This window comes from Streptomyces sp. NPDC028298, from assembly GCF_055565895.1.
Genome location: NZ_JBVHTL010000002.1, coordinates 192,343 through 215,390, shown reverse-complemented (window position 1 = coordinate 215,390; position 23,048 = coordinate 192,343). Strand labels below are relative to the sequence as shown.

At 70.6% G+C, this 23,048-nt stretch carries 15 protein-coding genes; 14 read left to right on the top strand and 1 reads right to left on the bottom strand.

What is annotated here, in order from left to right; all coding sequences use genetic code 11:
- The first annotated feature begins 281 nt into the window (after window positions 1-281).
- Entirely contained in the window at window positions 282-710 is a 429-nt protein-coding gene (locus tag ACZ4TO_RS09525) for a Rieske (2Fe-2S) protein (protein ID WP_385044288.1), read from the top strand.
- A 19-nt stretch (window positions 711-729) separates the two neighbouring features.
- Here ACZ4TO_RS09525 and ACZ4TO_RS09520 read toward each other — a convergent pair whose 3' ends face one another.
- Window positions 730-1,677, bottom strand: a complete 948-nt coding sequence (locus tag ACZ4TO_RS09520; protein ID WP_382795856.1) for a hypothetical protein — start codon at window positions 1,675-1,677, stop codon at window positions 730-732.
- A 374-nt stretch (window positions 1,678-2,051) separates the two neighbouring features.
- Here ACZ4TO_RS09520 and uvrC point away from each other — a divergent pair, with 374 nt between their 5' ends.
- From uvrC to ACZ4TO_RS09455, 13 genes are all read left to right on the top strand, one after another.
- Window positions 2,052-4,151, top strand: coding sequence for an excinuclease ABC subunit UvrC (uvrC, locus tag ACZ4TO_RS09515; protein ID WP_468023895.1), 2,100 nt, complete (start codon window positions 2,052-2,054; stop codon window positions 4,149-4,151).
- The gene (gene rapZ, locus ACZ4TO_RS09510; RefSeq protein ID WP_382795861.1) at window positions 4,148-5,164 is read left to right on the top strand and encodes an RNase adapter RapZ; all 1,017 of its coding nucleotides are present in this window, start codon (window positions 4,148-4,150) and stop codon (window positions 5,162-5,164) included. Before uvrC ends, rapZ begins: the two co-directional genes overlap by 4 nt.
- A complete protein-coding gene (locus ACZ4TO_RS09505) occupies window positions 5,161-6,231 on the top strand; it encodes a gluconeogenesis factor YvcK family protein (RefSeq protein ID WP_468023894.1) in 1,071 nt (356 codons plus the stop codon). The genes rapZ and ACZ4TO_RS09505 overlap by 4 nt, the downstream gene beginning before the upstream one ends.
- Window positions 6,222-7,211 carry a DNA-binding protein WhiA gene (whiA, locus tag ACZ4TO_RS09500; protein WP_037624822.1) on the top strand — a complete coding sequence of 330 codons (990 nt, stop codon included), beginning with the start codon at window positions 6,222-6,224 and terminating at the stop codon, window positions 7,209-7,211. Before ACZ4TO_RS09505 ends, whiA begins: the two co-directional genes overlap by 10 nt.
- Before the next feature lie 228 nt (window positions 7,212-7,439).
- Window positions 7,440-10,397, top strand: a complete 2,958-nt coding sequence (locus ACZ4TO_RS09495) for a M14 family metallopeptidase (RefSeq protein ID WP_468023893.1) — start codon at window positions 7,440-7,442, stop codon at window positions 10,395-10,397.
- Between the two features lie 191 nt (window positions 10,398-10,588).
- The gene (gene gap / locus ACZ4TO_RS09490; protein WP_382795869.1) at window positions 10,589-11,599 is read left to right on the top strand and encodes a type I glyceraldehyde-3-phosphate dehydrogenase; all 1,011 of its coding nucleotides are present in this window, start codon (window positions 10,589-10,591) and stop codon (window positions 11,597-11,599) included.
- A 142-nt stretch (window positions 11,600-11,741) separates the two neighbouring features.
- Complete coding sequence (locus ACZ4TO_RS09485) at window positions 11,742-12,953, top strand: phosphoglycerate kinase (RefSeq protein ID WP_382795872.1); 1,212 nt, start codon at window positions 11,742-11,744, stop codon at window positions 12,951-12,953.
- A gap of 5 nt (window positions 12,954-12,958) precedes the next feature.
- Complete coding sequence (tpiA, locus tag ACZ4TO_RS09480) at window positions 12,959-13,735, top strand: triose-phosphate isomerase (protein ID WP_361691161.1); 777 nt, start codon at window positions 12,959-12,961, stop codon at window positions 13,733-13,735.
- A 104-nt stretch (window positions 13,736-13,839) separates the two neighbouring features.
- The gene (secG, locus tag ACZ4TO_RS09475) at window positions 13,840-14,070 is read left to right on the top strand and encodes a preprotein translocase subunit SecG (protein ID WP_451076055.1); all 231 of its coding nucleotides are present in this window, start codon (window positions 13,840-13,842) and stop codon (window positions 14,068-14,070) included.
- 283 nt (window positions 14,071-14,353) lie between these two features.
- A complete protein-coding gene (locus ACZ4TO_RS09470; protein ID WP_004002138.1) occupies window positions 14,354-14,641 on the top strand; it encodes an RNA polymerase-binding protein RbpA in 288 nt (95 codons plus the stop codon).
- A 585-nt stretch (window positions 14,642-15,226) separates the two neighbouring features.
- Window positions 15,227-16,879: a glucose-6-phosphate isomerase gene (gene pgi, locus ACZ4TO_RS09465; protein WP_468023892.1), complete on the top strand. Its 1,653-nt coding sequence runs from the start codon at window positions 15,227-15,229 to the stop codon at window positions 16,877-16,879.
- Between the two features lie 159 nt (window positions 16,880-17,038).
- Window positions 17,039-17,815, top strand: a complete 777-nt coding sequence (locus ACZ4TO_RS09460; protein ID WP_468023891.1) for a hypothetical protein — start codon at window positions 17,039-17,041, stop codon at window positions 17,813-17,815.
- Window positions 17,816-18,010: 195 nt separating this feature from the next.
- Complete coding sequence (locus tag ACZ4TO_RS09455; RefSeq protein ID WP_468023890.1) at window positions 18,011-23,026, top strand: DUF3320 domain-containing protein; 5,016 nt, start codon at window positions 18,011-18,013, stop codon at window positions 23,024-23,026.
- Window positions 23,027-23,048 lie beyond the last annotated feature (22 nt).

The window sequence follows — 23,048 nt, the reverse complement described above, 5'->3', positions numbered from 1 at the left end:
TCCACCGGCGGACGTAAACGCTTACGCATACGTTTGCGCAAGCGTTTACGTGACGAGCCGCACGGACCGGCACACAGGCCTGCACGCGGGCCGGAACACAAGCCGGAACACAAGCCGGAACACAGGCCGGCACGCGGGCCGGTCAACGAACCGACCCATGGATCGGCCCCGGCAACGGCGGAATGATCTGTACCGGTATGGTCGGTGTGCGGCACCCTCGCCGTTCAGCCCCGGCGCCGTCGGCGCAGTGTCCGCCGGCACCCTCGACCAGTGGAGATGCCATGTCCGGCCGTCCGTCCGCGAGCCGTCGTACCGTCCTGCGGGGAGCGGCGCTGACCCCGGTGGCCGGGCTCGGCCTCGCCGCGTGCTCCGGCGGCGGCAGCGGAGGCGGGACTCCCGCCACGCCGACCGCTCCCGTCGTCCTCGGCGCGGCGAGTGACGTCGGCAAGGGCGGTGCCGAGCTGTACGAGGACCACAACGTCGTGGTCAGCCGTGCCGACGACGGTGCGCTCAAGGCGTTCAGCTCGATCTGCACGCACGCCGGGTGCGCCATCAACAAGCTGCAGGGCACGACCCTCGTGTGCCCGTGTCACGGCAGCGAGTTCGACGCCGAGACCGGCAAGGTGCTGCGGGCACCGGCCACCGTGCCCCTGCACCCGTTGTCCGTCGAGGAGCGTGGCGGGAACATCGTCGCGGGGCCGGGCGCCTGAGACGGGAGCGGCCGAGAGGTCACTCCCAGTCCCAGCCGATCCCGACGATCCCCGACCGCACGCGCGGCTCCACCAGGTGCACCGAGCGGTGCCGGCCGCTCAGCGGCAGTTCCTGCCGGCCGCTGCGGGGCGCGGCGGCCGAGTGCTGGGTGAAGCGGTGACAGCGCACGGGCAGCGCGTTCTCGGCGAAGTGCACCTGGAGCGCGTACTGGCCGCCGGCGAAGCCGAACCCGCGGACGTACTCGCTGGACGCCCCGGCCGTGCCGTCCTCGAAGGCGTAGCGGAAGAGGAACGTCTCTCCCGCCCGCAGCCGGGTGTCGAAGAGCAGTTCCGCGACGAGCACGCCGGTGTCGCGGTGCCAGCGCACCCGTCCCGTACGGCAGTTCTCCAGCGCCCGGACCGTCGTCTGATCCGGCGCGCATCCGGGGTCGCCGTGATGGATGGCGACATAGCGGTCCACGCCGTCCTTGTGCGCGCGCACGATGTGGTGCGACTCGCGGCCCAGCAGTTCGCGACGTGCGCCTATGCGGACCCGTTCGTGATGGCCGAGGGTGTGCAGACCGCCGTCGAGGGGGGACTCCAGTTCGGCCAGCAGCCGTTCCAGGACACCGGAGGCCTCGACGAGGGAACGGTAGGAACGCCCGGTGGGCCGTTCCGGATCGGAGCGCTCCTCGGCCTCGGCCAGCAGTCTGATCAGGGACTCGTCGGGCAGTTGGAGGATCTCCTCCAGGGCCCGGACGGCTCTCAGCGACTCGGGGCGCTGGGGGCGGCGGGCGCCCTGCTGCCAGTAACTCAGGCTCGTCACCCCGACTCTGACGCCGTATCGCGACAGATGGTGCTGCACGCGCTGCAGCGGCAGCCCGCGGGCGGTGATCGCTGCGCGCAGTGCGACATGGAAGGGGCCGCCCCGCAGGGCCGTATCCAGTTCCGCCGTGGCGACGTCCGCGTGCTGTGTGCCGGTCCGCATGCAGGGGCCTTTCTGTGGATGTTCACTACGGCTGGTCAGGCCGTGAGAGCGGTTCATCGGCGCCGCCCGGTGGGCGCGCGGGGGCTGTACACGCGCGGGTTTCGCCGTTCACGCCCCGAGTTCCCCCGCATTGAAGCGTGTTGACCAAGCCCCGACAACACCTGATGCTCAACATGGCTCACCGCAGCCCCCCGGACGCGCTCCGTCCCTCCTGGCCCCCACTCGGAGGCCCGGCACCAGGTCACGGGGGTGGCCGGAAACGGCGCGTCCCCGGACCCGCACGCGCCCCGGCGCGGCGGTCGGCACCGCGAGGTTTTCCACAGGCGTACCGGGAGCCGACCGCGGTGTCGGCCCGCGCCAGTAGGGTGTGTGACATGGCCGACCCCTCCAGCTACCGCCCCAAGCCGGGACAGATCCCGGACTCCCCAGGGGTGTACAAATTCCGCGACGAGCACCGCCGGGTGATCTACGTCGGAAAGGCGAAAAGCCTGCGTCAGCGCCTGGCGAGCTACTTCCAGGACCTGGCGAATCTCCACCCGCGCACCCGCACGATGGTCACCACGGCCGCGTCGGTGGAGTGGACGGTCGTGTCCACGGAGGTCGAGGCCCTTCAGCTCGAGTACTCCTGGATCAAGGAGTACGACCCCCGGTTCAACGTGAAGTACCGCGACGACAAGAGTTACCCCCACCTCGCGGTGACGATGAACGAGGAGTTCCCGCGCGTACAGGTGATGCGCGGGGCCAAGAAGAAGGGCGTCCGCTACTTCGGTCCGTACGGGCACGCGTGGGCCATCCGCGACACCGTAGACCTGCTGCTGCGCGTCTTCCCGGTCCGCACCTGCTCCGCCGGAGTGTTCAAGAACGCCTCCCGCACCGGCCGGCCCTGCCTCCTCGGCTACATCGGCAAGTGCTCCGCCCCCTGTGTCGGCCGGGTCTCGCCCGAGGAGCACCGCGACCTGGCCGAGGAGTTCTGCGACTTCATGGCGGGCCGTACGGGGACGTACATCCGCCGGCTGGAACAGCAGATGACGGAAGCCGCCGAGGAGATGGAGTACGAGCGCGCGGCCCGGCTGCGCGACGACATCGAGGCGCTGCGCAAGGCCATGGAGAAGAGCGCGGTCGTCCTCGCGGACGCCACCGACGCCGACCTCATCGCCCTCGCCGAGGACGAGCTGGAAGCCGCGGTGCAGATCTTCCACGTGCGCGGCGGACGCGTGCGCGGCCAGCGCGGCTGGGTCACGGACAAGGTGGAGGCGGTCACCACGGCCGACCTCGTCGAACACGCGCTCCAGCAGCTCTACGGAGAGGAGACGGGCGACTCCGTCCCCAAGGAGGTGCTCGTCCCGGCGCTGCCCGAACCGGTGGAACCGGTCCAGGAATGGCTCACCGCCCGCCGTGGCTCGAACGTGTCCCTCCGCATACCGCAGCGCGGTGACAAGAAGGCCCTGATGGAGACCGTGCAGCGCAACGCCCTCCAGGCGCTCGCCCTGCACAAGACCCGGCGTGCCTCCGACCTGACCACGCGCTCGCGCGCCCTGGAGGAGATCGCCGAGGCGCTCGGCCTGGACAGCGCGCCGCTGCGGATCGAGTGCTACGACATCTCGCACCTCCAGGGCGACGACGTGGTGGCCTCGATGGTCGTCTTCGAGGACGGGCTCCAGCGCAAGGGCGAGTACCGGCGCTTCCAGATCAAGGGCTTCGCCGGCCAGGACGACGTCCGCTCCATGCACGAGGTGATCACCCGCCGCTTCCGGCGCTATCTCGTCGAGAAGGAGAAGACCGGGGAGTGGACGGACGGCGAGGACGGCGTGCCGGGAGCGGCGGAGATCCTGGCCGACGGGATCCCGCTCTCCGGGAGCACCCTCGCGGAGGACGACGGCCGGCCCAAGCGTTTCGCCTACCCGCCGCAGCTCGTCGTCGTCGACGGCGGCCGTCCGCAGGTCGCCGCCGCCCAGCGGGCCCTGGACGAGCTGGGCATCGACGACATCGCCGTCTGCGGGCTCGCCAAGCGCCTGGAGGAGGTGTGGCTGCCCGGCGAGGACGACCCCGTGGTCCTGCCGCGCAGCAGTGAGGGCCTGTATCTGCTCCAGCGGGTCCGGGACGAGGCCCACCGCTTCGCGATCACCTACCAGCGCGCCAAGCGGGCCAAACGCTTCAGGTCGGGCCCCCTGGACGACGTGCCGGGCCTGGGCGAGTCCCGCAAGCAGGCACTGATCAAACATTTCGGCTCCGTGAAGAAGCTCCGGTCCGCGACGATCGACCAGATCTGCGAGGTCCCCGGCGTGGGGCGCAAGACGGCGGAGACCATCGCCGTGGCCCTCGCCCAGGCGGCTCCCGCGGCACCCGCCGTGAACACGGCCACTGGAGAGATCATGGAAGACGACGAACACGCGGCGCCCGAGACGACGGCGGGCCCCGCGGAGGAGCCCGTGACCGCGGGCGCCTCGGACGAGCGACGGGGGCAGGAGACATGACCGAGAACGCGCGCGAAGAGGAACGTCCGGCGCAGGGCCGGGAAGCACACAGCGAGACGAGTGAAGAACAGGCGGAGCGCGAAGCCCCGCAGGAAGTCGGAGAACAGGTGGGTACGGGCATCGAGACAGCCGGGGCGGGAACCGCCGACGCCGTCATCCCCGAGCTGGTGATCATCTCCGGCATGTCCGGAGCCGGCCGGTCCACGGCCGCCAAGTGTCTGGAGGACCTCGGCTGGTTCGTCGTCGACAACCTGCCGCCCGCCCTGATCCCCACCATGGTGGAGCTCGGCGCCCGCTCCCAGGGCAACGTGGCACGGATCGCCGTCGTCGTCGACGTACGCGGCCGGCGGTTCTTCGACAACCTCCGCGAGTCCCTCGCCGACCTGGAGTCGCGCAACGTCACGCGGCGGATCGTGTTCCTGGAGTCCTCCGACGAGGCCCTGGTGCGCCGCTTCGAGTCGGTGCGCAGGCCGCACCCCCTCCAGGGCGACGGCCGCATCGTGGACGGGATCGACGCCGAGCGCGAGCTGCTGCGCGAGCTGCGCGGTGACGCCGACCTGGTCATCGACACCTCCAGCCTGAACGTGCACGAGCTGCGCGCCAAGATGGACGCCCAGTTCGCGGGCGAGGAGGAGCCCGAGCTGCGGGCCACCGTCATGTCCTTCGGCTTCAAGTACGGCCTCCCGGTCGACGCCGACCTGGTCGTGGACATGCGCTTCCTGCCGAACCCGCACTGGGTCCCCGAGCTGCGCCCCTTCACCGGCCTGAACGAAGAGGTCTCGGCCTACGTCTTCAACCAGCCCGGCGCCAAGGAGTTCCTCGACCGCTACGCCGAGCTGCTCCAGCTCATCGCCGCCGGATACCGGCGCGAGGGCAAGCGCTACGTGACCATCGCCGTCGGCTGCACCGGCGGCAAGCACCGCTCGGTGGCCACCGCCGAGAAGCTCGCCGCCCGCCTCGCCTCCCAGGGCGTGGAGACCGTGCTCGTCCACCGGGACATGGGGCGCGAGTGACCGGACGTACTGCCCTGCGGCTGAGCCGGCTGCGCCGGGAGACCCCCGGGGACCGGGCCGGCCGGCCGGCCGCGGCGCGCGGAGCCAAGCCGCGCCGCCGCGGCGCACAGCCCAAGGTCGTCGCCCTCGGCGGCGGCATGGGGCTGTCCGCCTCGCTCGCCGCGCTGCGCCGGATCACCGGCGACCTCACGGCCGTCGTCACCGTGGCCGACGACGGCGGCTCCAGCGGGCGCCTGCGCGACGAGCTGGGCGTCCTGCCGCCCGGTGACCTGCGCAAGGCGCTGGCGGCGCTGTGCGGCGACGACGACTGGGGCCAGACCTGGGCCCGCGTCATCCAGCACCGCTTCCAGTCCAAGGGCGACCTGCACGAACACGCGGTCGGCAATCTGCTGATCGTCGCCCTGTGGGAGCAGCTCGGCGACCACGTGCAGGCGCTCGACCTGGTCGGCAAGCTGCTCGGCGCGCACGGCCGGGTGCTGCCCATGTCCGCCGTGCCCCTGGAGCTCCAGGCCCTGGTCAAGGGCCACGACCCCGACCGGCCGGAGGAGGTCGGCACCGTCCGGGGCCAGGCGAACGTGGCGCTCACCCCCGGTGAGGTCCAGTCCGTGCTCGTCGTACCGCACGATCCGCCGGCCGTCCCCGAGGCCGTGGCCGCGGTCCTCGACGCGGACTGGGTGGTTCTCGGCCCCGGCTCCTGGTTCTCGTCGGTCATTCCGCATCTTCTGGTGCCCGAACTGCTGGACGCCCTGAGCCAGACCCGGGCGCGCCGGGTACTCTCCCTGAACCTCGCACCGCAGCCCGGAGAAACCGAAGGCTTCTCCCCGCAGCGTCATTTGGAGGTTTTGGGACGACACGCCCCTAAACTCGCCCTGGACGTGGTGCTGGCCGACGAGGCTGCCGTGCCCGACCGCGAGTCTCTCGCCGACGCCGCCAAGCGGTTCGGTGCCGCGGTCGAGCTGGCGCCGGTGGCCAGGCCCGATGGATCTCCGCGGCACGATCCGGAGCTGTTGGCCGCCGCGTACGACCGTATTTTTCGGATGCATGGAAGGATCGGCCCATGGCGATGACGGCAGCGGTGAAGGACGAGATCTCCCGGCTCCCCGTCACCCGGACCTGCTGCAGGAAGGCGGAGGTCTCGGCCATCCTGCGGTTCGCCGGCGGCCTCCACCTGGTGAGCGGCCGGATCGTGATCGAGGCGGAGCTGGACACCGCGATGGCGGCGCGCCGCCTGAAGCGGGACATTCTGGAGATCTTCGGCCACAGTTCCGAACTGATCGTGATGGCGCCCGGCGGACTGCGCCGCGGCTCGCGCTACGTGGTGCGCGTGGTCGCGGGCGGTGACCAGCTCGCCCGCCAGACGGGTCTCGTGGACGGGCGGGGACGCCCGATCCGCGGACTGCCGCCGCAGGTGGTCTCGGGGGCGACCTGCGACGCCGAGGCCGCCTGGCGCGGGGCCTTCCTGGCGCACGGCTCGCTCACCGAGCCCGGCCGCTCCTCGTCCCTCGAGGTGACGTGCCCGGGACCGGAGGCCGCGCTCGCGCTGGTCGGTGCCGCCCGCCGGCTCTCGATCGCGGCGAAGGCCCGCGAGGTGCGCGGCGTGGACCGGGTCGTCGTCCGCGACGGCGACGCGATCGGCGCGCTGCTGACCCGTCTCGGCGCCCACGAGTCGGTGCTGGCCTGGGAGGAGCGGCGGATGCGCCGCGAGGTCCGCGCCACGGCGAACCGGCTCGCCAACTTCGACGACGCCAACCTGCGCCGCTCGGCGCGCGCCGCCGTCGCCGCCGGAGCCCGTGTCCAGCGCGCCCTGGAGATCCTCGCGGACGAGGTGCCGGAGCACCTGGCCGCCGCCGGACGGCTGCGCATGGAGCACAAGCAGGCCTCCCTGGAGGAGCTGGGCGCGCTCGCCGACCCGCCGCTGACGAAGGACGCGGTCGCGGGCCGTATCCGCCGGCTGCTGGCGATGGCCGACAAGCGGGCGCAGGACCTCGGGATCCCCGGGACGGAGTCGAGCCTGTCCGAGGAGATGGCGGACAACCTCGCCGGCTGACCCGGATCGCGGGGCGACGTGAGAGACGTGTGCGAGGTCCGGACGTGCGCGCAGGACGTGATCTGCCTGCCGGATGATCTGACAGAAGCTCAATATGCCGGTGCCGACGCCCACTTGGGAGGTCGGCACCGGCTCGTGTCGGCCCGCGAGGCACCCTTGACTTGACCTTGAAGTGTCATGAGCCTGGCATCCGTTCGCTGCTGTGGCGGACCCGTGCAAGGGGGACTCATGAGACGAAGAGCGAGCGCGATCCTCGCTACCGGCGCGCTCCTGCTGGGCGGTGCGGCCGTGGCGCCGGTCGCCCGCGCGCAGGACGGCAGTTCACCCAAGCCCGACGCGAACGCCGTGAAGGTGTTCCGCGCGGAGGTCACGAAACAGCAGGTACCCCTGCTGCTCGCGGCCGGCCAGGACAGTCACGAACTCGGCGACACGACCTGGAAGAACGGCAAGAGCACCGTCGAGGTCTACGTCACCGACCAGCAGGCCCGGAAGCTGGAGAAGCAGGGCGTCGACCTCACCGAACAGACCCTCTCCGCCAAGGCGGAGAACCGCGTCGCGGACGCCGCTCAGGGGGTGTTCCGCCCGTACAGCGGGAAGGGCAACCTCCAGGAGGAGATCGTCGAGGCCGGCCGGGCGAACCCCGGCCTGACGAAGGTCGTCTCCATCGGCAAGACCCTGAACGGCCAGGACATCCTCGCGCTGAAGCTGACCAAGGGCGCCAGGAAGACCAAGGACGGCTCCAAGCCGTCGGTGCTGTACATGTCCAACCAGCACGCGCGCGAGTGGATCACGCCCGAGATGACCCGGCGGCTGATGCACTACTACCTGGACAACTACTCCACGGACAAGCGCGTCAAGAAGATCGTCGACTCCACCGAGCTGTGGTTCGTCCTGTCGGCCAACCCCGACGGCTACGACTACACCTTCAAGGACGCCGACACCCGCCAGTGGCGCAAGAACCTGCGGGACGTGAACGGCGACGGCGTCATCTCCACCGGTGACGGCGTCGACCTGAACCGCAACTTCGCCTACAAGTGGGGCTACGACGACGAGGGCTCGTCCCCCAACCCCACCAGCGAGACCTACCGGGGCGCGACTCCCGGGTCCGAGCCCGAGACCAAGGCGCTCGACGCCTTCGAGAAGCGCGTCGGCTTCACGTACGGGATCAACTACCACTCCGCCGCCGAACTGCTGCTCTACGGGGTCGGCTGGCAGGTGGCGACGCCGACCCCCGACGACGTGCTCTACAAGGCGCTCGCCGGAACTCCCGAGAAGTCCGCGATCCCGGGCTACCACCCGCAGGTCTCCTCGGAGCTCTACACCACCAACGGCGAGGCGGACGGCCACGCGGGCAACGTCAACGGCATGGCGATGTTCACCCCCGAGATGTCGACGTGTGAGACCGCCTCGGACCTCGACCCGAACGACGGCTGGAACGCCGCGGACTGCGCCTCGGTCTTCACCTTCCCGGACGACGAGAAGCTGATCGAGCAGGAATTCGAGAAGAACGTGCCGTTCGCGCTCTCCGTCGCCGAGACCGCGGCCCACCCCGACCGGCCCTCCTCCTCGGTCGGCCTCGACGCGCCCGACTTCACCCCCTCCGCCTTCACGACGTCGTACGCCCGCGGCGCGGACCAGAAGGTCTCGGTCGTCGTCCGCAAGTCCGTACGCGACAAGAAGCTCAAGTACCGCGTCGACGGCGGCCGTACGCACGCCACCTCGCTCAGGCCCTGGCGGGGCGGCGAGACCTACGGCGGCACGGACAACCTCTACTTCGACGAGTACCGCGCCAAGGTCGAGGACGCGGAGCCCGGCGACACGGTCGAGGTCTGGTTCACCGGCGAGACCCGGAGCGGGAAGCCCACCTCCAGCACCCACTTCACGTACACCGTGGCCCAGCGGCCGCGCGCCGACGTGCTCGTGGTCGCCGAGGAGGGCGCGGCCGCCACACAGGCGCAGACCTACGTCGACGCGCTGAAGGCCGACGGGAAGAAGGCCCTCGTCTGGGACGTCGCCACCCAGGGCGCGCCCGACGCGCTCGCCGTGCTCGGCCACTTCGGCACGGTCGTCCACTACACCGGCGCCCCGCGGCCCGGCAACGCCACCCAGCTCCAGCTCCGCGCCTACCTCAACGAGGGCGGCAAGCTGGTCGAGGCGGGCGAACTGGCCGGCGGCAGCGTCGACCTCGGCGGCGGCACCCTCTCGAACGACTTCAGCCAGTACTACCTCGGCGCCTACTCCCGTACGTCCACCCCCGGCGCCAAGGGCTTCACCGGCTCCGGCGGGCTCGGCGGAGCCGGCGGGACCCTCGGAGACGCGCCCGGCAACCCGCTGAACGCGGCCGGCACCTACGGCGTCACCTCGGACTCGCTCTCCGCGGCGCGCTACCCGCAGTTCGCCTCCAGCGCGGGAGCGGGACAGTTCAGCGGGACCGTCAACCCGTACGGGCCCTACGAGGGGTCCTACATGGCCGCCGCGGTGCACACCGACGACGCCTACAAGCGGCTGACCCGCACCATCGACCTCACCGGCGTCACCGCCGCAGACCGGCCGACGCTGCGCTCCCAGATGCTGTGGGACACCGAGCCCGGCTACGACCACGCGGTCGTCGAGGTCCACACGACCGGGGCCGACGACTGGACCACCCTCCCCGAGGCGGGCGGCGCCAGTTCGGCCGCGGTCCCGGCCGAGTGCGAGGCCGGCTTCCTCGCCCGGGAACACCCCTGGATCAAGCACTACCTGACCGTGAGCGCGGCCGGCTGCACCGCCACCGGCTCCAGCGGCCGGTGGAACAGCCTCACCGGCGCGTCCAGCGGCTGGCAGCCGGTCGCCTTCGACCTGAGCGCGTACGCCGGCAGGTCGATCGAGGTGTCGATCGGCTACATCACCGACCCGAGCACGGGCGGCCACGGTGTCCTCGTCGACAACACCGCCCTCACGGTCGGCGGCACCAGCACCGGGACCGAGGGCTTCGAGACCTCCCTCGGCCCCTGGACCGTCGCCGGTCCGCCCGCGGGCAGCCCCGCCGTTCTGCGGGACTGGGCCCGCACCGGCGAACTCTTCAAGACATATGGAGCGGTCACCACGGACGACACCGTGCTGCTGGGCTTCGGCCTGGAGCACGTCGCCACCGCGGCCGACCGCGCGGCCCTCATCGGAAAGGCACTCTCGGCACTTGAGGACTGACGGTCCGTGACAATCGCATGATCGACACGGGCGATCCGTACCCCTACTGGCGGGTACGGATCGCCCTGCCGTGTATGGCCGTGCTCGATGTCACTCCGGGGCCTTGGGGGAGGTAGGGTCGGAGGCGGTCGGGGACATCCCATACAACTCGCCGACACTTGAGTCGGCGTACCTAACGAGGAGATCGGTTCGTGACGATCCGCGTAGGCATCAACGGCTTTGGCCGCATCGGTCGTAACTACTTCCGCGCGCTGCTGGAGCAGGGTGCTGACATCGAGATCGTGGCTGTCAACGACCTGGGTGACACCGCGACCACCGCCCACCTTCTGAAGTACGACACCATTCTGGGCCGCCTCAAGGCCGAGGTGTCGCACACCGCCGACACGATCACCGTCGACGGACACACCATCAAGGTCCTGTCCGAGCGCAACCCCGCCGACATCCCGTGGGGCGAGCTGGGCGTCGACATCGTCATCGAGTCGACCGGCATCTTCACGAAGAAGGCCGACGCCGAGAAGCACATCGCCGGCGGCGCCAAGAAGGTCCTCATCTCGGCTCCGGCCAAGGACGAGGACATCACCATCGTGATGGGTGTCAACCAGGACCAGTACGACCCGGCGAACCACAACATCATCTCCAACGCCTCCTGCACCACCAACTGTGTGGCGCCGATGGCCAAGGTTCTCGACGAGAACTTCGGCATCGTCAAGGGCCTGATGACGACGGTTCACGCGTACACGAACGACCAGCGCATCCTGGACTTCCCGCACTCGGACCTGCGCCGCGCCCGCGCCGCCGCCGAGAACATCATCCCGACCACGACCGGTGCCGCGAAGGCCACCGCCCTGGTCCTCCCGCAGCTCAAGGGCAAGCTGGACGGCATCGCCATGCGCGTCCCGGTCCCGACCGGCTCGGCCACCGACCTGGTCGTGACGCTCCAGCGCGAGGTCACCAAGGACGAGGTCAACGCCGCGTTCAAGAAGGCCTCCGAGGACGGCGCGCTCAAGGGCTTCCTGGCGTACACCGAGGACCCGATCGTCTCCTCGGACATCGTCAGCGACCCGGCCTCCTGCACCTTCGACTCCTCCCTGACCATGGTCCAGGAGGGCAACACGGTGAAGATCCTCGGCTGGTACGACAACGAGTGGGGCTACTCCAACCGCCTCGTCGACCTCACGGTCTTCGTCGGCGACCAGCTCTAGTTTCCAGAGCAGGCACCTCGATGTGAGCCAGGGCTCGGGCAGCGCGACGCCGCGCTGTCCGGGCCCTGCGCCACGTAGTGACCGACCGCCCGGATCGGTCACCTCTCGCGGATCTGAAGAGCCTTCCCCAGGAGTCCCTTTCATGAAGACGATCGACGAGCTGCTCGCCGAAGGCGTGGCCGGCAAGCGGGTATTCGTCCGCGCCGACCTCAACGTGCCGCTGGCGAACGGCCTCATCACCGACGACGGCCGCATCCGCGCCGTCCTGCCCACCGTCAAGGCACTGGCCGACGCGGGCGCCAAGGTCATCGTCGCCTCGCACCTGGGCCGCCCCAAGGGCGCCCCGGACCCGGCGTTCTCCCTCCTCCAGCCCGCCGAGCGACTCGGTGAACTGCTCGGCGCGCCCGTCGCGTTCGCGCAGGACACCGTCGGCCCCGCCGCCCACGAAGCGGTCGACGGCCTGGAGCCCGGCCAGGTGGCGGTCATCGAGAACCTCCGCTTCAACGCGGGCGAGACGTCCAAGGACGACGCCGAGCGCGGCGAGTTCGCCGACCGGCTCGCCGCCCTGGCCGACGTCTACGTGGGTGACGGCTTCGGCGCCGTGCACCGCAAGCACGCCTCCGTGTACGACCTTCCGGCCCGGCTGCCGCACTACGCCGGCTACCTCATCGCCACCGAGGTCGGCGTCCTGAAGAAGCTCACCGAGGACGTCGCACGGCCCTACGTCGTCGCGCTCGGCGGCTCCAAGGTCTCCGACAAGCTCGCCGTGATCGACCAGCTCCTCGGCAAGGCCGACCGCATCCTGATCGGCGGCGGCATGGCCTTCACCTTCCTCAAGGCCAAGGGCTACGAGGTCGGCTCCTCCCTGCTGCAGGAGGACCAGATCCCGGCCGTCACCGAGTACATGGAGCGCGCCGACAAGCTGGGCGTCGAGCTGGTGCTCCCGGTCGACGTCGTCGTCGCCCCCGGGTTCCCGGACCTCAAGGCCAAGGCGCCCACCGAGCACACCGCCGTCGACGCGGACAAGATGCCCGAGGGCCAGCTCGGCCTGGACATCGGCCCGAAGACCGGTGCCCTCTACGCAGCCAAGCTCGCCGACGCCGAGACCGTGTTCTGGAACGGTCCCATGGGCGTCTTCGAGCACCCCGACTACGCCGAGGGCACCAAGGCGGTCGCCCAGGCCCTCGTCGACTCCAAGGGCTTCACCGTCGTCGGCGGCGGAGACTCCGCCGCCGCGGTGCGCACCCTCGGTTTCGACGAGAACGCATTCGGCCACATCTCGACCGGTGGCGGCGCCTCCCTCGAATACCTCGAGGGCAAGACGCTCCCCGGCCTCGCCGCACTGGAGGACTGACCTAGATGAGCACGCGCACGCCGCTGATGGCGGGCAACTGGAAGATGAACCTCAACCACCTCGAGGCCATCGCGCACGTCCAGAAACTCGCCTTCGCCCTGGCCGACAAGGACTACGAGGCCTGCGAGGTCGCCGTCCTGCCGCCCTTCACCGACCTGCGCTCCGTGCAGACCCTGGTCGACGGCGACAAGCTCAAGATCAAGTACGGGGCCCAGGACCTGTCCGCGCAGGACTCCGGCGCCTACACCGGCGAGATCTCCGGCTCGATGCTGGCCAAGCTGAAGTGCACGTACGTGGCCGTCGGTCACTCCGAGCGCCGCCAGTACCACAACGAGACCGACGAGATCGTGAACGCCAAGGTCAAGGCCGCCTACAAGCACGGCCTGACCCCGATCCTGTGCGTGGGCGAGGAGCTGGACGTCCGCGAGGCGGGCAACCACGTCTCCCACACCCTCGCCCAGGTCGAAGGCGGTCTGAAGGACCTCCCCGCCGAGCAGGCCGAGTCCGTCGTGATCGCGTACGAGCCCGTGTGGGCCATCGGCACCGGCAAGGTCTGCGGCGCCGACGACGCGCAGGAGGTCTGCGCCGCCATCCGCGCCAAGCTCGCCGAGCTGTACTCCCAGGAGCTGGCCGACAAGGTCCGCATCCAGTACGGAGGCTCCGTGAAGTCCGGCAACGTCGCCGAGATCATGGCGAAGCCCGACATCGACGGCGCTCTGGTCGGCGGCGCGTCGCTGGACGCCGACGAGTTCGTCAAGATCGTCCGGTTCCGCGACCAGTAAGTATGCGGTAGCGGCGATTCGTCGTACCCTTGCGGGGGTCTGGTGCACTCGCACCGGGCCCCCGCAGTCCATCCAGTTCCGAGGAAGTTGGTCCAGCCGTGGTTTTGGGGTTCTCGATCGCCCTGATCGTCTTCAGCCTGCTGCTGATGCTGCTCGTGCTGATGCACAAGGGGAAGGGCGGCGGCCTTTCCGACATGTTCGGTGGCGGCATGCAGTCGTCCGTCGGTGGCTCCTCGGTCGCCGAGCGCAACCTCGACCGCATCACCGTGGTGCTCGGCCTGCTCTGGTTCGTGTGCATCGTCGTGCTGGGTGTCCTGATGAAGATCAACAACTGATCGCCGATCGACATCGGTACGACAGCACAACTGCACATCTCGCAAGCACATTCCGCACGTAAGGCCCCATGTCCGGTACGCGCCTCCAGGCGCCGCCTATCATGGGGCTTGCGTCTAGGGGTGGGGATGTAACTCCAATCACTGGACGCGCGTTGGGCCTTACGTAGACTGAGGCGCTCGCAACGAAGCGACACGCCGACTCGCTTCGCGGCACCATCACGCAGGGAGTTACACCGTGGCAAGTGGCAACGCGATCCGAGGAAGCCGGGTCGGGGCGGGGCCGATGGGCGAGGCCGAGCGCGGCGAGTCCGCGCCGCGGCTGCGCATCTCCTTCTGGTGCTCCAACGGGCACGAGACGCAGCCCAGCTTCGCCAGCGACGCGCAGGTTCCCGACACCTGGGACTGCCCGCGCTGCGGCTTCCCCGCCGGACAGGACCGGGACAACCCGCCGGACCCGCCGCGCACCGAGCCCTACAAGACGCACCTCGCGTACGTGCGGGAGCGGCGCAGCGACGCGGACGGCGAGGCGATCCTCGCCGAGGCGCTCGCCAAACTGCGGGGCGAGATCTAGGAGTTGAGAACCGGCCGGGCATCCCATGGGTGTCTGGCCGGAACGGTTTCACGACGACGCCGACACCGGATCCGGCCTGTCGCCGGGTCATCGTGTGTGTGTCTGTCTGTCGTGTCTGCCGTGGCCGGCGCCTGCCGTGTCGGCCATGTCCGGATGCCCGCGGTGCGGGCGGACCTCCCTGGCGGGGCTTCCCTGTCCCTCGTTCGCATGCCCGGGCCGAGCTGAGCCGTGCCACGCCCTGCCGTGCGGAGGCCCGCTGAAGCGGGGGAGCGGTCGGCGGGTCACGCCGATGCAGCAGTGCGGGCCGGAATTCGTGCCGGCCGCGGATGGCCGTGCTCCCGTACGGACCCGGCCGCCGAGCCACGTGGTGCGCCCTGCCCCGCCCCTGCCCCGCTCTGCGAGGCGAGCCCGGCGGCTCCCTTTCCGTGTCACCTCGCTGACACCTGGGGGCCGGCCGGACGTATCTGTTGTTGAGCCGGTGGACGCACTACGACAGCTCGTGTCCAGCCCTGATCAATTAGGTTGGGACCGGCAGCGGGGCAAGGTACGCAGCAGCACAGGCAGGAAAGAAGGCGGAAGTCCGAGATGAACGCAGAAAGCCGTACCAGGCTCAACCAGACACCCGAGTGGACCGCTCTGGCCAAGCACCGCGAGGAGCTCGCCGGCACCCATCTGCGCGACCTGTTCGCGGCCGACGCCGGACGCGGCTCCGGCTATTCGCTCCAGGTCGGCGATCTGCACGTCGACTACTCCAAGCACCTCGTCACGGACGAGACGCTCCGGCTGCTGCGCGAGCTGGCCGCCGCCACGGACGTGTCCGGGCTGCGGGACGCGATGTTCCGGGGCGATCGGATCAACACGACCGAGGACCGGGCGGTGCTGCACACCGCGCTGCGGGCGCCGCGGGACGCGGTGGTCGAGGTCGACGGGGAGAACGTCGTGCCGGCCGTGCACGCGGTCCTGGACAAGATGGCGGACTTCGCCGGCCGGGTCCGCTCGGGCGAGTGGACCGGGCACACCGGCAAGCGCATCAAGAACGTCGTGAACGTCGGTATCGGCGGCTCCGACCTCGGCCCCGCGATGGCCTACGAGGTGCTGCGCCCGTTCACCGACCGCTCGCTGACGGTGCGGTTCGTGTCGAACGTGGACGGCGCCGACCTGCACGAGGCCGTGCGGGACCTGGACCCGGCCGAGACGCTGTTCATCATCGCCTCCAAGACGTTCACCACGATCGAGACGATCACCAACGCCACCTCCGCGCGTGACTGGCTCCTGACCGGTCTGAAGGCGGGTCAGGAAGCGGTCGCCAAGCACTTCGTGGCGCTGTCGACGAACGCGGAGAAGGTGTCGGACTTCGGCATCGACACGGCGAACATGTTCGAGTTCTGGGACTGGGTCGGCGGCCGCTACTCGTTCGACTCGGCCATCGGCCTGTCGCTGATGATCGCGATCGGCCCGGACCGCTTCCGCGGGATGCTGGACGGGTTCCACCTGGTCGACGAGCACTTCCGTACGGCTCCGCCGGAGGCCAACGTCCCGCTGCTGATGGGTCTGCTGGGTATCTGGTACGGCAACTTCCACGACGCCCAGTCGCACGCCGTGCTGCCGTACTCGCACTACCTGTCGAGGTTCACGGCCTATCTCCAGCAGCTCGACATGGAGTCCAACGGCAAGTCCGTGGACCGTGACGGCAACCCGGTGGAGTGGCAGACCGGACCGGTGGTGTGGGGCACGCCCGGCACCAACGGCCAGCACGCCTATTACCAGTTGATCCACCAGGGCACCAAGCTGATCCCCGCCGACTTCATCGGCTTCGCCGAGCCCGTGGCCGACCTGCTGCCGGGTCTGGTCGCCCAGCACGACCTGCTGATGGCGAACTTCTTCGCGCAGACGCAGGCGCTGGCGTTCGGCAAGACCCCGGACGAGGTCCGCGCCGAGGGCGTGCCGGAAGAGCTGGTGCCGCACAAGACGTTCGAGGGCAACCACCCGACCACCACGATCCTGGCGAAGGAGCTGACCCCGTCCGTCCTGGGCCAGTTGATCGCCCTCTACGAGCACAAGGTGTTCGTCCAGGGCGCGGTCTGGAACATCGACTCCTTCGACCAGTGGGGCGTCGAGCTCGGCAAGGTGCTCGCCAAGCGCGTCGAACCCGCCCTGACCGAGGGCGCCGACGTCCCCGGACTGGACGAGTCGACCAAGGCCCTGGTCGCGAAGTACCGCACCCTGCGGGGTCGTTGAGCCTGATTGAGGGGAAGCGGGCGGCGGGAGTCCGCCCGCTTCCCGTAGCATCCCTGGTGATCACGATGGCGATCGTTCGGGGGAGCGGAAGTGGCCGGATCACGTGAGCGGTGGACGAGGGAAAGACTGACGGTCCGGACCTTCCTCAAACCGAGACGGATGGCGAGGGCGCTGTTCCATCCGGCGTGGATTCCCGAGCCCGTCGATCCGTCGGTGGAGCGCCTCAAGCGCGTGCGGGTCGTCGCCGGAGCGGTCGCGGCGTTCGGTGTCTATACCTTCGTGCAGCACAAGTTCGACACCACGGAGATCCTGGGAAACGTCCTGACAGCGGCCGTGGTCCTGCTGTTCATCACGCCGCTGACCGTGGGCGCGATGCTCCTCGTATGGCGGCGCACCGGCACCGTCCGGCAGTTGCGGCGCCCGCTCCTCGGCTCGCTCAAACTGCTGCTGCTGTTCATCGGCATGGCCGTGACCGCCGTACTCCTCATGCAGCTCGCGACCGCTGTCGGAGGCGTCGCGCTGGTTCCGCTGGGTTTCGTGGCGCTCTGGCTGATCGGCGTCGTCGCCTACGGGGCGGTGCAGTTGTCCGGGAACTACTTCGGTTCGGCGGCCGTGCACCGCTGTCTGCCACCGCTGCTGGCCGCCGTGACGACCTGGCTCATGGCCATTCCCGACCTGGTCACCGGCGACCTGCACGGCCTCAGCCTCACGATGGGCGTCGTCTTCATCCTGGGCGCCCCGGTGACGGTCTCCGCCATCGCGGCCCTGGAGATGAACCGACTCCGCCGCCACCACGGAATCAGACTCCGCGCCCACCCAGCGACCCTGCCGCTCCCCCGGCCCCTGCTTCCGCCGCAGGGGACGCCGTTCCCGCCGGCGAACCCGTACGCCCCGTATCCCCACGGCATCCCCCGGGGCCCGTATACCGGAGGGTGAAGCCCGAGCCTGTCAAGTCGAAGCGGGTGCCACCACGTTCACCCTCACGACTTGTGTTCGATTTCTTCACAACAAGCGCATATCTTGTCGGTGATCTTCGGTGTGCCGGAACAACCGAGCTGATAGGGAGGGAGTTCCAGGGGGGCCTGAGAGGGTGGCCACCCCTGCGCATGGCGCCCAGGAGGTACTCACCGTATGCCCGATCAGTCCCGAACCGTGTCCGCCACGGTCAGCGATCCCGGCCTCGACCGGCTGAAGGCCGTTCTGGACGGCTGGCGCAACTCCCTGCTGGACATGGGCGGGCGCAACCGGCTGCTGAACTTCCGGCACACCAGAACGGCGACGCTGGAGATCACCACGCCGTCCGCCGGTGTTCTGCTCTCCGACCTCGCCAAGGGCTGGGACTTCGCCCCCGTCGTCGAGCCGGCGGACGCGGAACCGGTGAAACTCGATCTGGCGAAGGGCGGGTCCACCGGCGGCGCGGGAGCCGTCGCCGCGGACCGGCGGCCGAGGACCGGGCTGGTCACACAGAAGGCCACTCAGGCCTCCCTGGACAGCTCGCTGTACCAACTGCGGCAGAAGTCCGGCCAGATGTACAACGACTACGGTCTGTGGGTGCTGTGGCTCGGTGTCGGCATGCTCGACTGGAGAGAGGCCGGCGCCGACCAGGGCAGCGCGGCTCCGCTGCTCCTCGTGCCGGTCGAACTGCGCAGGGACGGCAACCGGCGCACCCGCCTCCACCTGGCCGACGACCAGGACCGCATCCACAATCCCGCGCTCGCCGTGAAGCTGGAGCGGCTCGGTGTGGACTGGAGCCGGGTCACCGCCGCGGACGTGACGGACCTGCCCGCCGTGATCTCGGCCGCCCGGTCGGCGGCGGCCGGCCAGAAGGGCTGGTCGGTGGACGAGCGGGTGGTGCTCGGACTGTTCGCCTCGCACCGGGAGGCCATGTACCAGGACCTCCAGCAGAACGAGGAACAGGTCCTCGGCCATCCGCTCGTACGGGCCGTCGCCCTCGGCCCCGACGCCGGTCTGCCCGACGACCTCATCGGGTTCGAACCGGCGGACCTGGACCGCATCGACGAGGTCCAGCTCCCCGAGCGGACCCCGCTGGTCCTCGACGCCGACGCCTCGCAGCGGCAGTGCATCGCCGCCGCCCTCGACCAGCGGTCGTTCGTGATGAGCGGCCCGCCCGGCACCGGCAAGAGCCAGACCATCACCAACATGATCGCCGCGCTCATGCACGCCGGGCGCAGCGTGCTGTTCGTCAGCGAGAAGGCCGCGGCGCTCGACGTCGTACGCAACCGGCTGCGCGGCGTGGGCCTCGGAGACTTCGTGATGGCGCTGCACAGCGGTGACACGAGCAAGAAGGCGGTGGCCACCGAACTCGCGCGGGTGCTCACCACCGAGGTCCGCGTCACCGGTGCCGCCGAGCACGAACTGGAGCGGGCCCGAGGGCTGCGCGAGGAACTGTCCGCGTACGCCGCCGCCATGAACGAGACCCGTGCTCCCCTGCAACGCACGCTGCACGACGTGCTCGGGCGCTTGGTCTTGCTGGAGCAGGCCGGCACCCCGAAACTGCCGCTGGCCGCGGAGAACGGCAAGGTCGTGCGGGGCCTGACCGCGGGCGCGCTGCAGGAACTGGCCGCCGCCTCCCGGACGATCGGCCGTGCCTGGCGCCCGGCGGCCGAAGGGGAGTCCTTCGCCTGGCGCGGACTGACCGGCACCTCACCGCACCAGGTGGTCTCCGAGGCCGCGGAAGCCCTCGACGCCCTGATGACCGCCACGGCCCGGCGCCCCTTCGCGGCGACGCAGGACGAACCCCGGTCGGTGCGCGAGGTCCGGCAGACCGTGCGCTCACTGAGGGACGGGCTCCCGGACCAGGAGACCTCGCCGGCGGGGGCGGCCCAGGCGGACGGAGGCCTGCCCGACGACGTGTCGGCGCAAGTGGCCCAGCTCGCGGACCTGTTCGGCCTGCCGAAGGCGGACCGCGCCGAGACCGCGTTCGCGCTGTGCGAGCTCGCCGACCTGACGAGCGGCGGCCACCGGCCGCCGCGTGGATGGTTCGACGCCGACGTCCTGCGCCGCGCGCACGCGGCGACCGCGGAGCTGCGCCGTGCCCACGACGCCGAGGCCTCGGCCCGCGGCGAGGCCGCGGACGCCTTCGGCGAACAGGTGCTCTCCTGCACCGAACTGCCGGAGCTGGTCGCCCGGTTCGCCGCTCGGCACGGTGGTCTGATGGGGCGCTTCTCGGGCCAGTACAAGGCCGACCGCGCGGCCGTGACCGCCCTCACCCGCGGCGGCGCCTGGGACAAGTCGCTGCCGGGCCGGCTGGAGCAGGCGCTCGCGTGGCAGGAGGCCGCCGCCGAGCGAAACCGGCTCGTCGACGTTCACGCCGCGCTGCTCGGCCGGTACGTCCCGCGCACCCGGGAGGCCATGGCGGACCTCGACCTGGCGCTGGCCACGGCCGACCGCATCGCCGTGCTGAGCCAGGACGCCGACCGCCGCGAACTGCTCGCCGGACGGCTCGCCTGCGACGCCGACACGGACCGGCTGCCGGAGCTGCTCGCCGAGAACATCCGGCACTCGCTCGCCACCTGGTGCGCCACGGTGAGCGCTCGGACCGACCGGTGGACCCGTTCCGTCGAGGCCCTGCTCGATCTGTTCGACACCGCGCGCCGCACCCAGCTCTCGCCCGGCCTGCTGGGTCTCTTCGACCAGGCCCACCGGTCGATCGCGGTCCTCCAAGACGACGAACAGGGCCCGGAGATCTGGCACGCCTACGTCGACGGCGTCGCCGTACTCGCCCGGCACGGCGCGGACGACCTCGTGACGAGCGCGGCCGAGCGGGGCGTCGAACCCGGCCGGCTGGCCGATGTCGTCGAACAGGCGCTGCTGCGGGCCTGGGCCGACGGTGTCCTCGCCACGGACATACGCCTGCGCAGGTCCCGCTCCGAGGACCTCGACGCGCGGGTGACCGACTTCCAGGAAGCCGACCGCCGGCTGATCGCCGCCGCGGGCGGCGCCGTCATCGAGGCCTGCAACAAGCGGCGCCCGCGCCGTTTCGCCGGGGGAGCGGGCGCCGTCATCGTCAGGGAGGCGGAGAAGAAGACCCGCCACATGCCGGTTCGGGAACTGCTCGGCAGGACCCGCGACGTCGTTCAGTCGATCAAGCCGTGCTTCATGATGAGTCCCCTGACGGTCAGCCAGTTCCTGCCGCCGGACTTCCACTTCGACGTGGTGGTCTTCGACGAGGCCTCCCAGGTCCGCCCGAGCGACGCGGTCAACTGTGTCTACCGGGGACGCACGTTGATCGTGGCCGGTGACGACAAGCAGTTGCCGCCGACCTCGTTCTTCGACTCCTCGGTCGACGACGACTCGGACGAGTACGCGCAGGACGTGCCGGACTCCTTCGAGTCGCTGCTGCATGCCTGCAAGGCCGGCGCCATGCGCGAGCTGCCGCTGACCTGGCACTACCGCAGCCGTCACGAGAACCTGATCACCTTCAGCAACCGCGAGTTCTACGGCAACTCGATGGTGACGTTCCCGGGTGCGCTGGACGAGGGCAACGACGTCGGTGTCGCCTTTCTCCAGGCCGACGGCGTGTACGACAGGGGCGGGCGGCGCGACAACCGCCTCGAAGCGGACTTCGTCGCCCGGCGCGTCCTCCACCACTTCGACACCCGCCCCGGCAGAACCCTCGGCGTCGTCGCGCTCTCCCAGGCGCAGGCGTCGGCGATCGACCAGGCCGTGCAACAGGCGAGATCGGCCCGGCCCGACCTCGACCACTGCTTCACCGAGGACCGTCTCGACGGCTTCTTCATCAAGAACCTGGAGTCCGTCCAGGGCGACGAGCGCGACGTGATGATCATGTCCGTGGGCTACGGCCCCGACGAACACGGCAAGCTGGGGCTGAACTTCGGCCCGATCAACAAGGGCGGTGGCTGGCGCCGCCTGAACGTGGCGGTGACCCGGGCCCGTCACCGTATGGAGGTCGTCTCGTCCTTCCGCGGCACCAGCCTGTCCGACAGCCCCAACGAGAGCGTGCAGTACCTGAAGCGCTATCTCGAGTACGCCGAGAACGGGCCGTCCGTCCTCGCCCGTGACCTCGTCCAGGCCGACGCCGAGCCGGAGAGCCCGTTCGAGGAGTCCGTTCTGGCCGTCCTGCGCGACTGGGGCCACCAGGTCCAGCCGCAGGTCGGCGTCGCGGGCTACCGCATCGACCTCGGCCTGCGCCACCCCGAACTGCCGGGTGCCTACGCGCTCGGCATCGAGTGCGACGGCGCCATGTACCACTCGTCCAAGGCGGCCCGGGACCGGGACCGGCTGCGTGAGCAGGTCCTGAACGGGCTCGGCTGGCGGCTCCACCGCATCTGGGGCACCGACTGGTACCGGGGTCGCGCGGCCGCTGAACTGCGGTTGCGGGAGGCGGTCGAGCAGGCGATCGCCCAGGGGCCACTCGCCCCGTCGTCCCTCCCGGTGCCGGCCGCACCGTCCTCGTCCTCCGGGGAAGGGCCGTCCGCCGGGGAACGGACCGACGTACCGCACGCGCGTGAGGCGGCCGACGGCACGGGGGCACGGGCGGCCGCGCCGCCCCGGCCGCGGACGCCGGAACGCGCGGAGCCGGCGTACGAACGGGTGCCGATCGGTGGCGCCGAACGCGAGTGGAGCACCCCGTACCGGACCGCGGCGGTCGTGGTGCGGCCGGGCCACGAGCTGCACACGACGGAGGCCCGTCCGGCGCTGCGCAGGCTGCTGGCACAGGTCATCGAGATCGAGGGGCCCATCCACGAGGACCTGCTGGTGCAGCGGGCCCGCGAGGCCTGGGGCGTCGCCAGGGCGGGCAGCCGCATCCGGGACAACGTACGGGCGGTGGCGCGCACGCTCGTCTCCTCGGGGCTCGTCGCCGTGGACGGGGCGTTCTTCGACCGGCAGGGCCACGACGTCGTCGGCGCCCGTTGTCCGGAGGACGGCGACACGGTCCGCAAGATCCTGCACATCGCCCCCGCCGAGCGGTACGTGGCGCTGTGCGAGCTGGCCGCCGAGTGTCCCGGGATGACGGAGGACGAACTGATCAAGCAGGCCTGCGAGTTCTTCGGCTGGCGCCGTACGGGCAAGGACATCCGCGACTGCCTGGCGGCCGACATCACGGAACTGCGCCGGCAGGGTCGGCTGGAGGGCGGCCGGGACCGCATCAGCTCGGCCCGCTGAGGGACGCGTCCTCCGGCCGGGC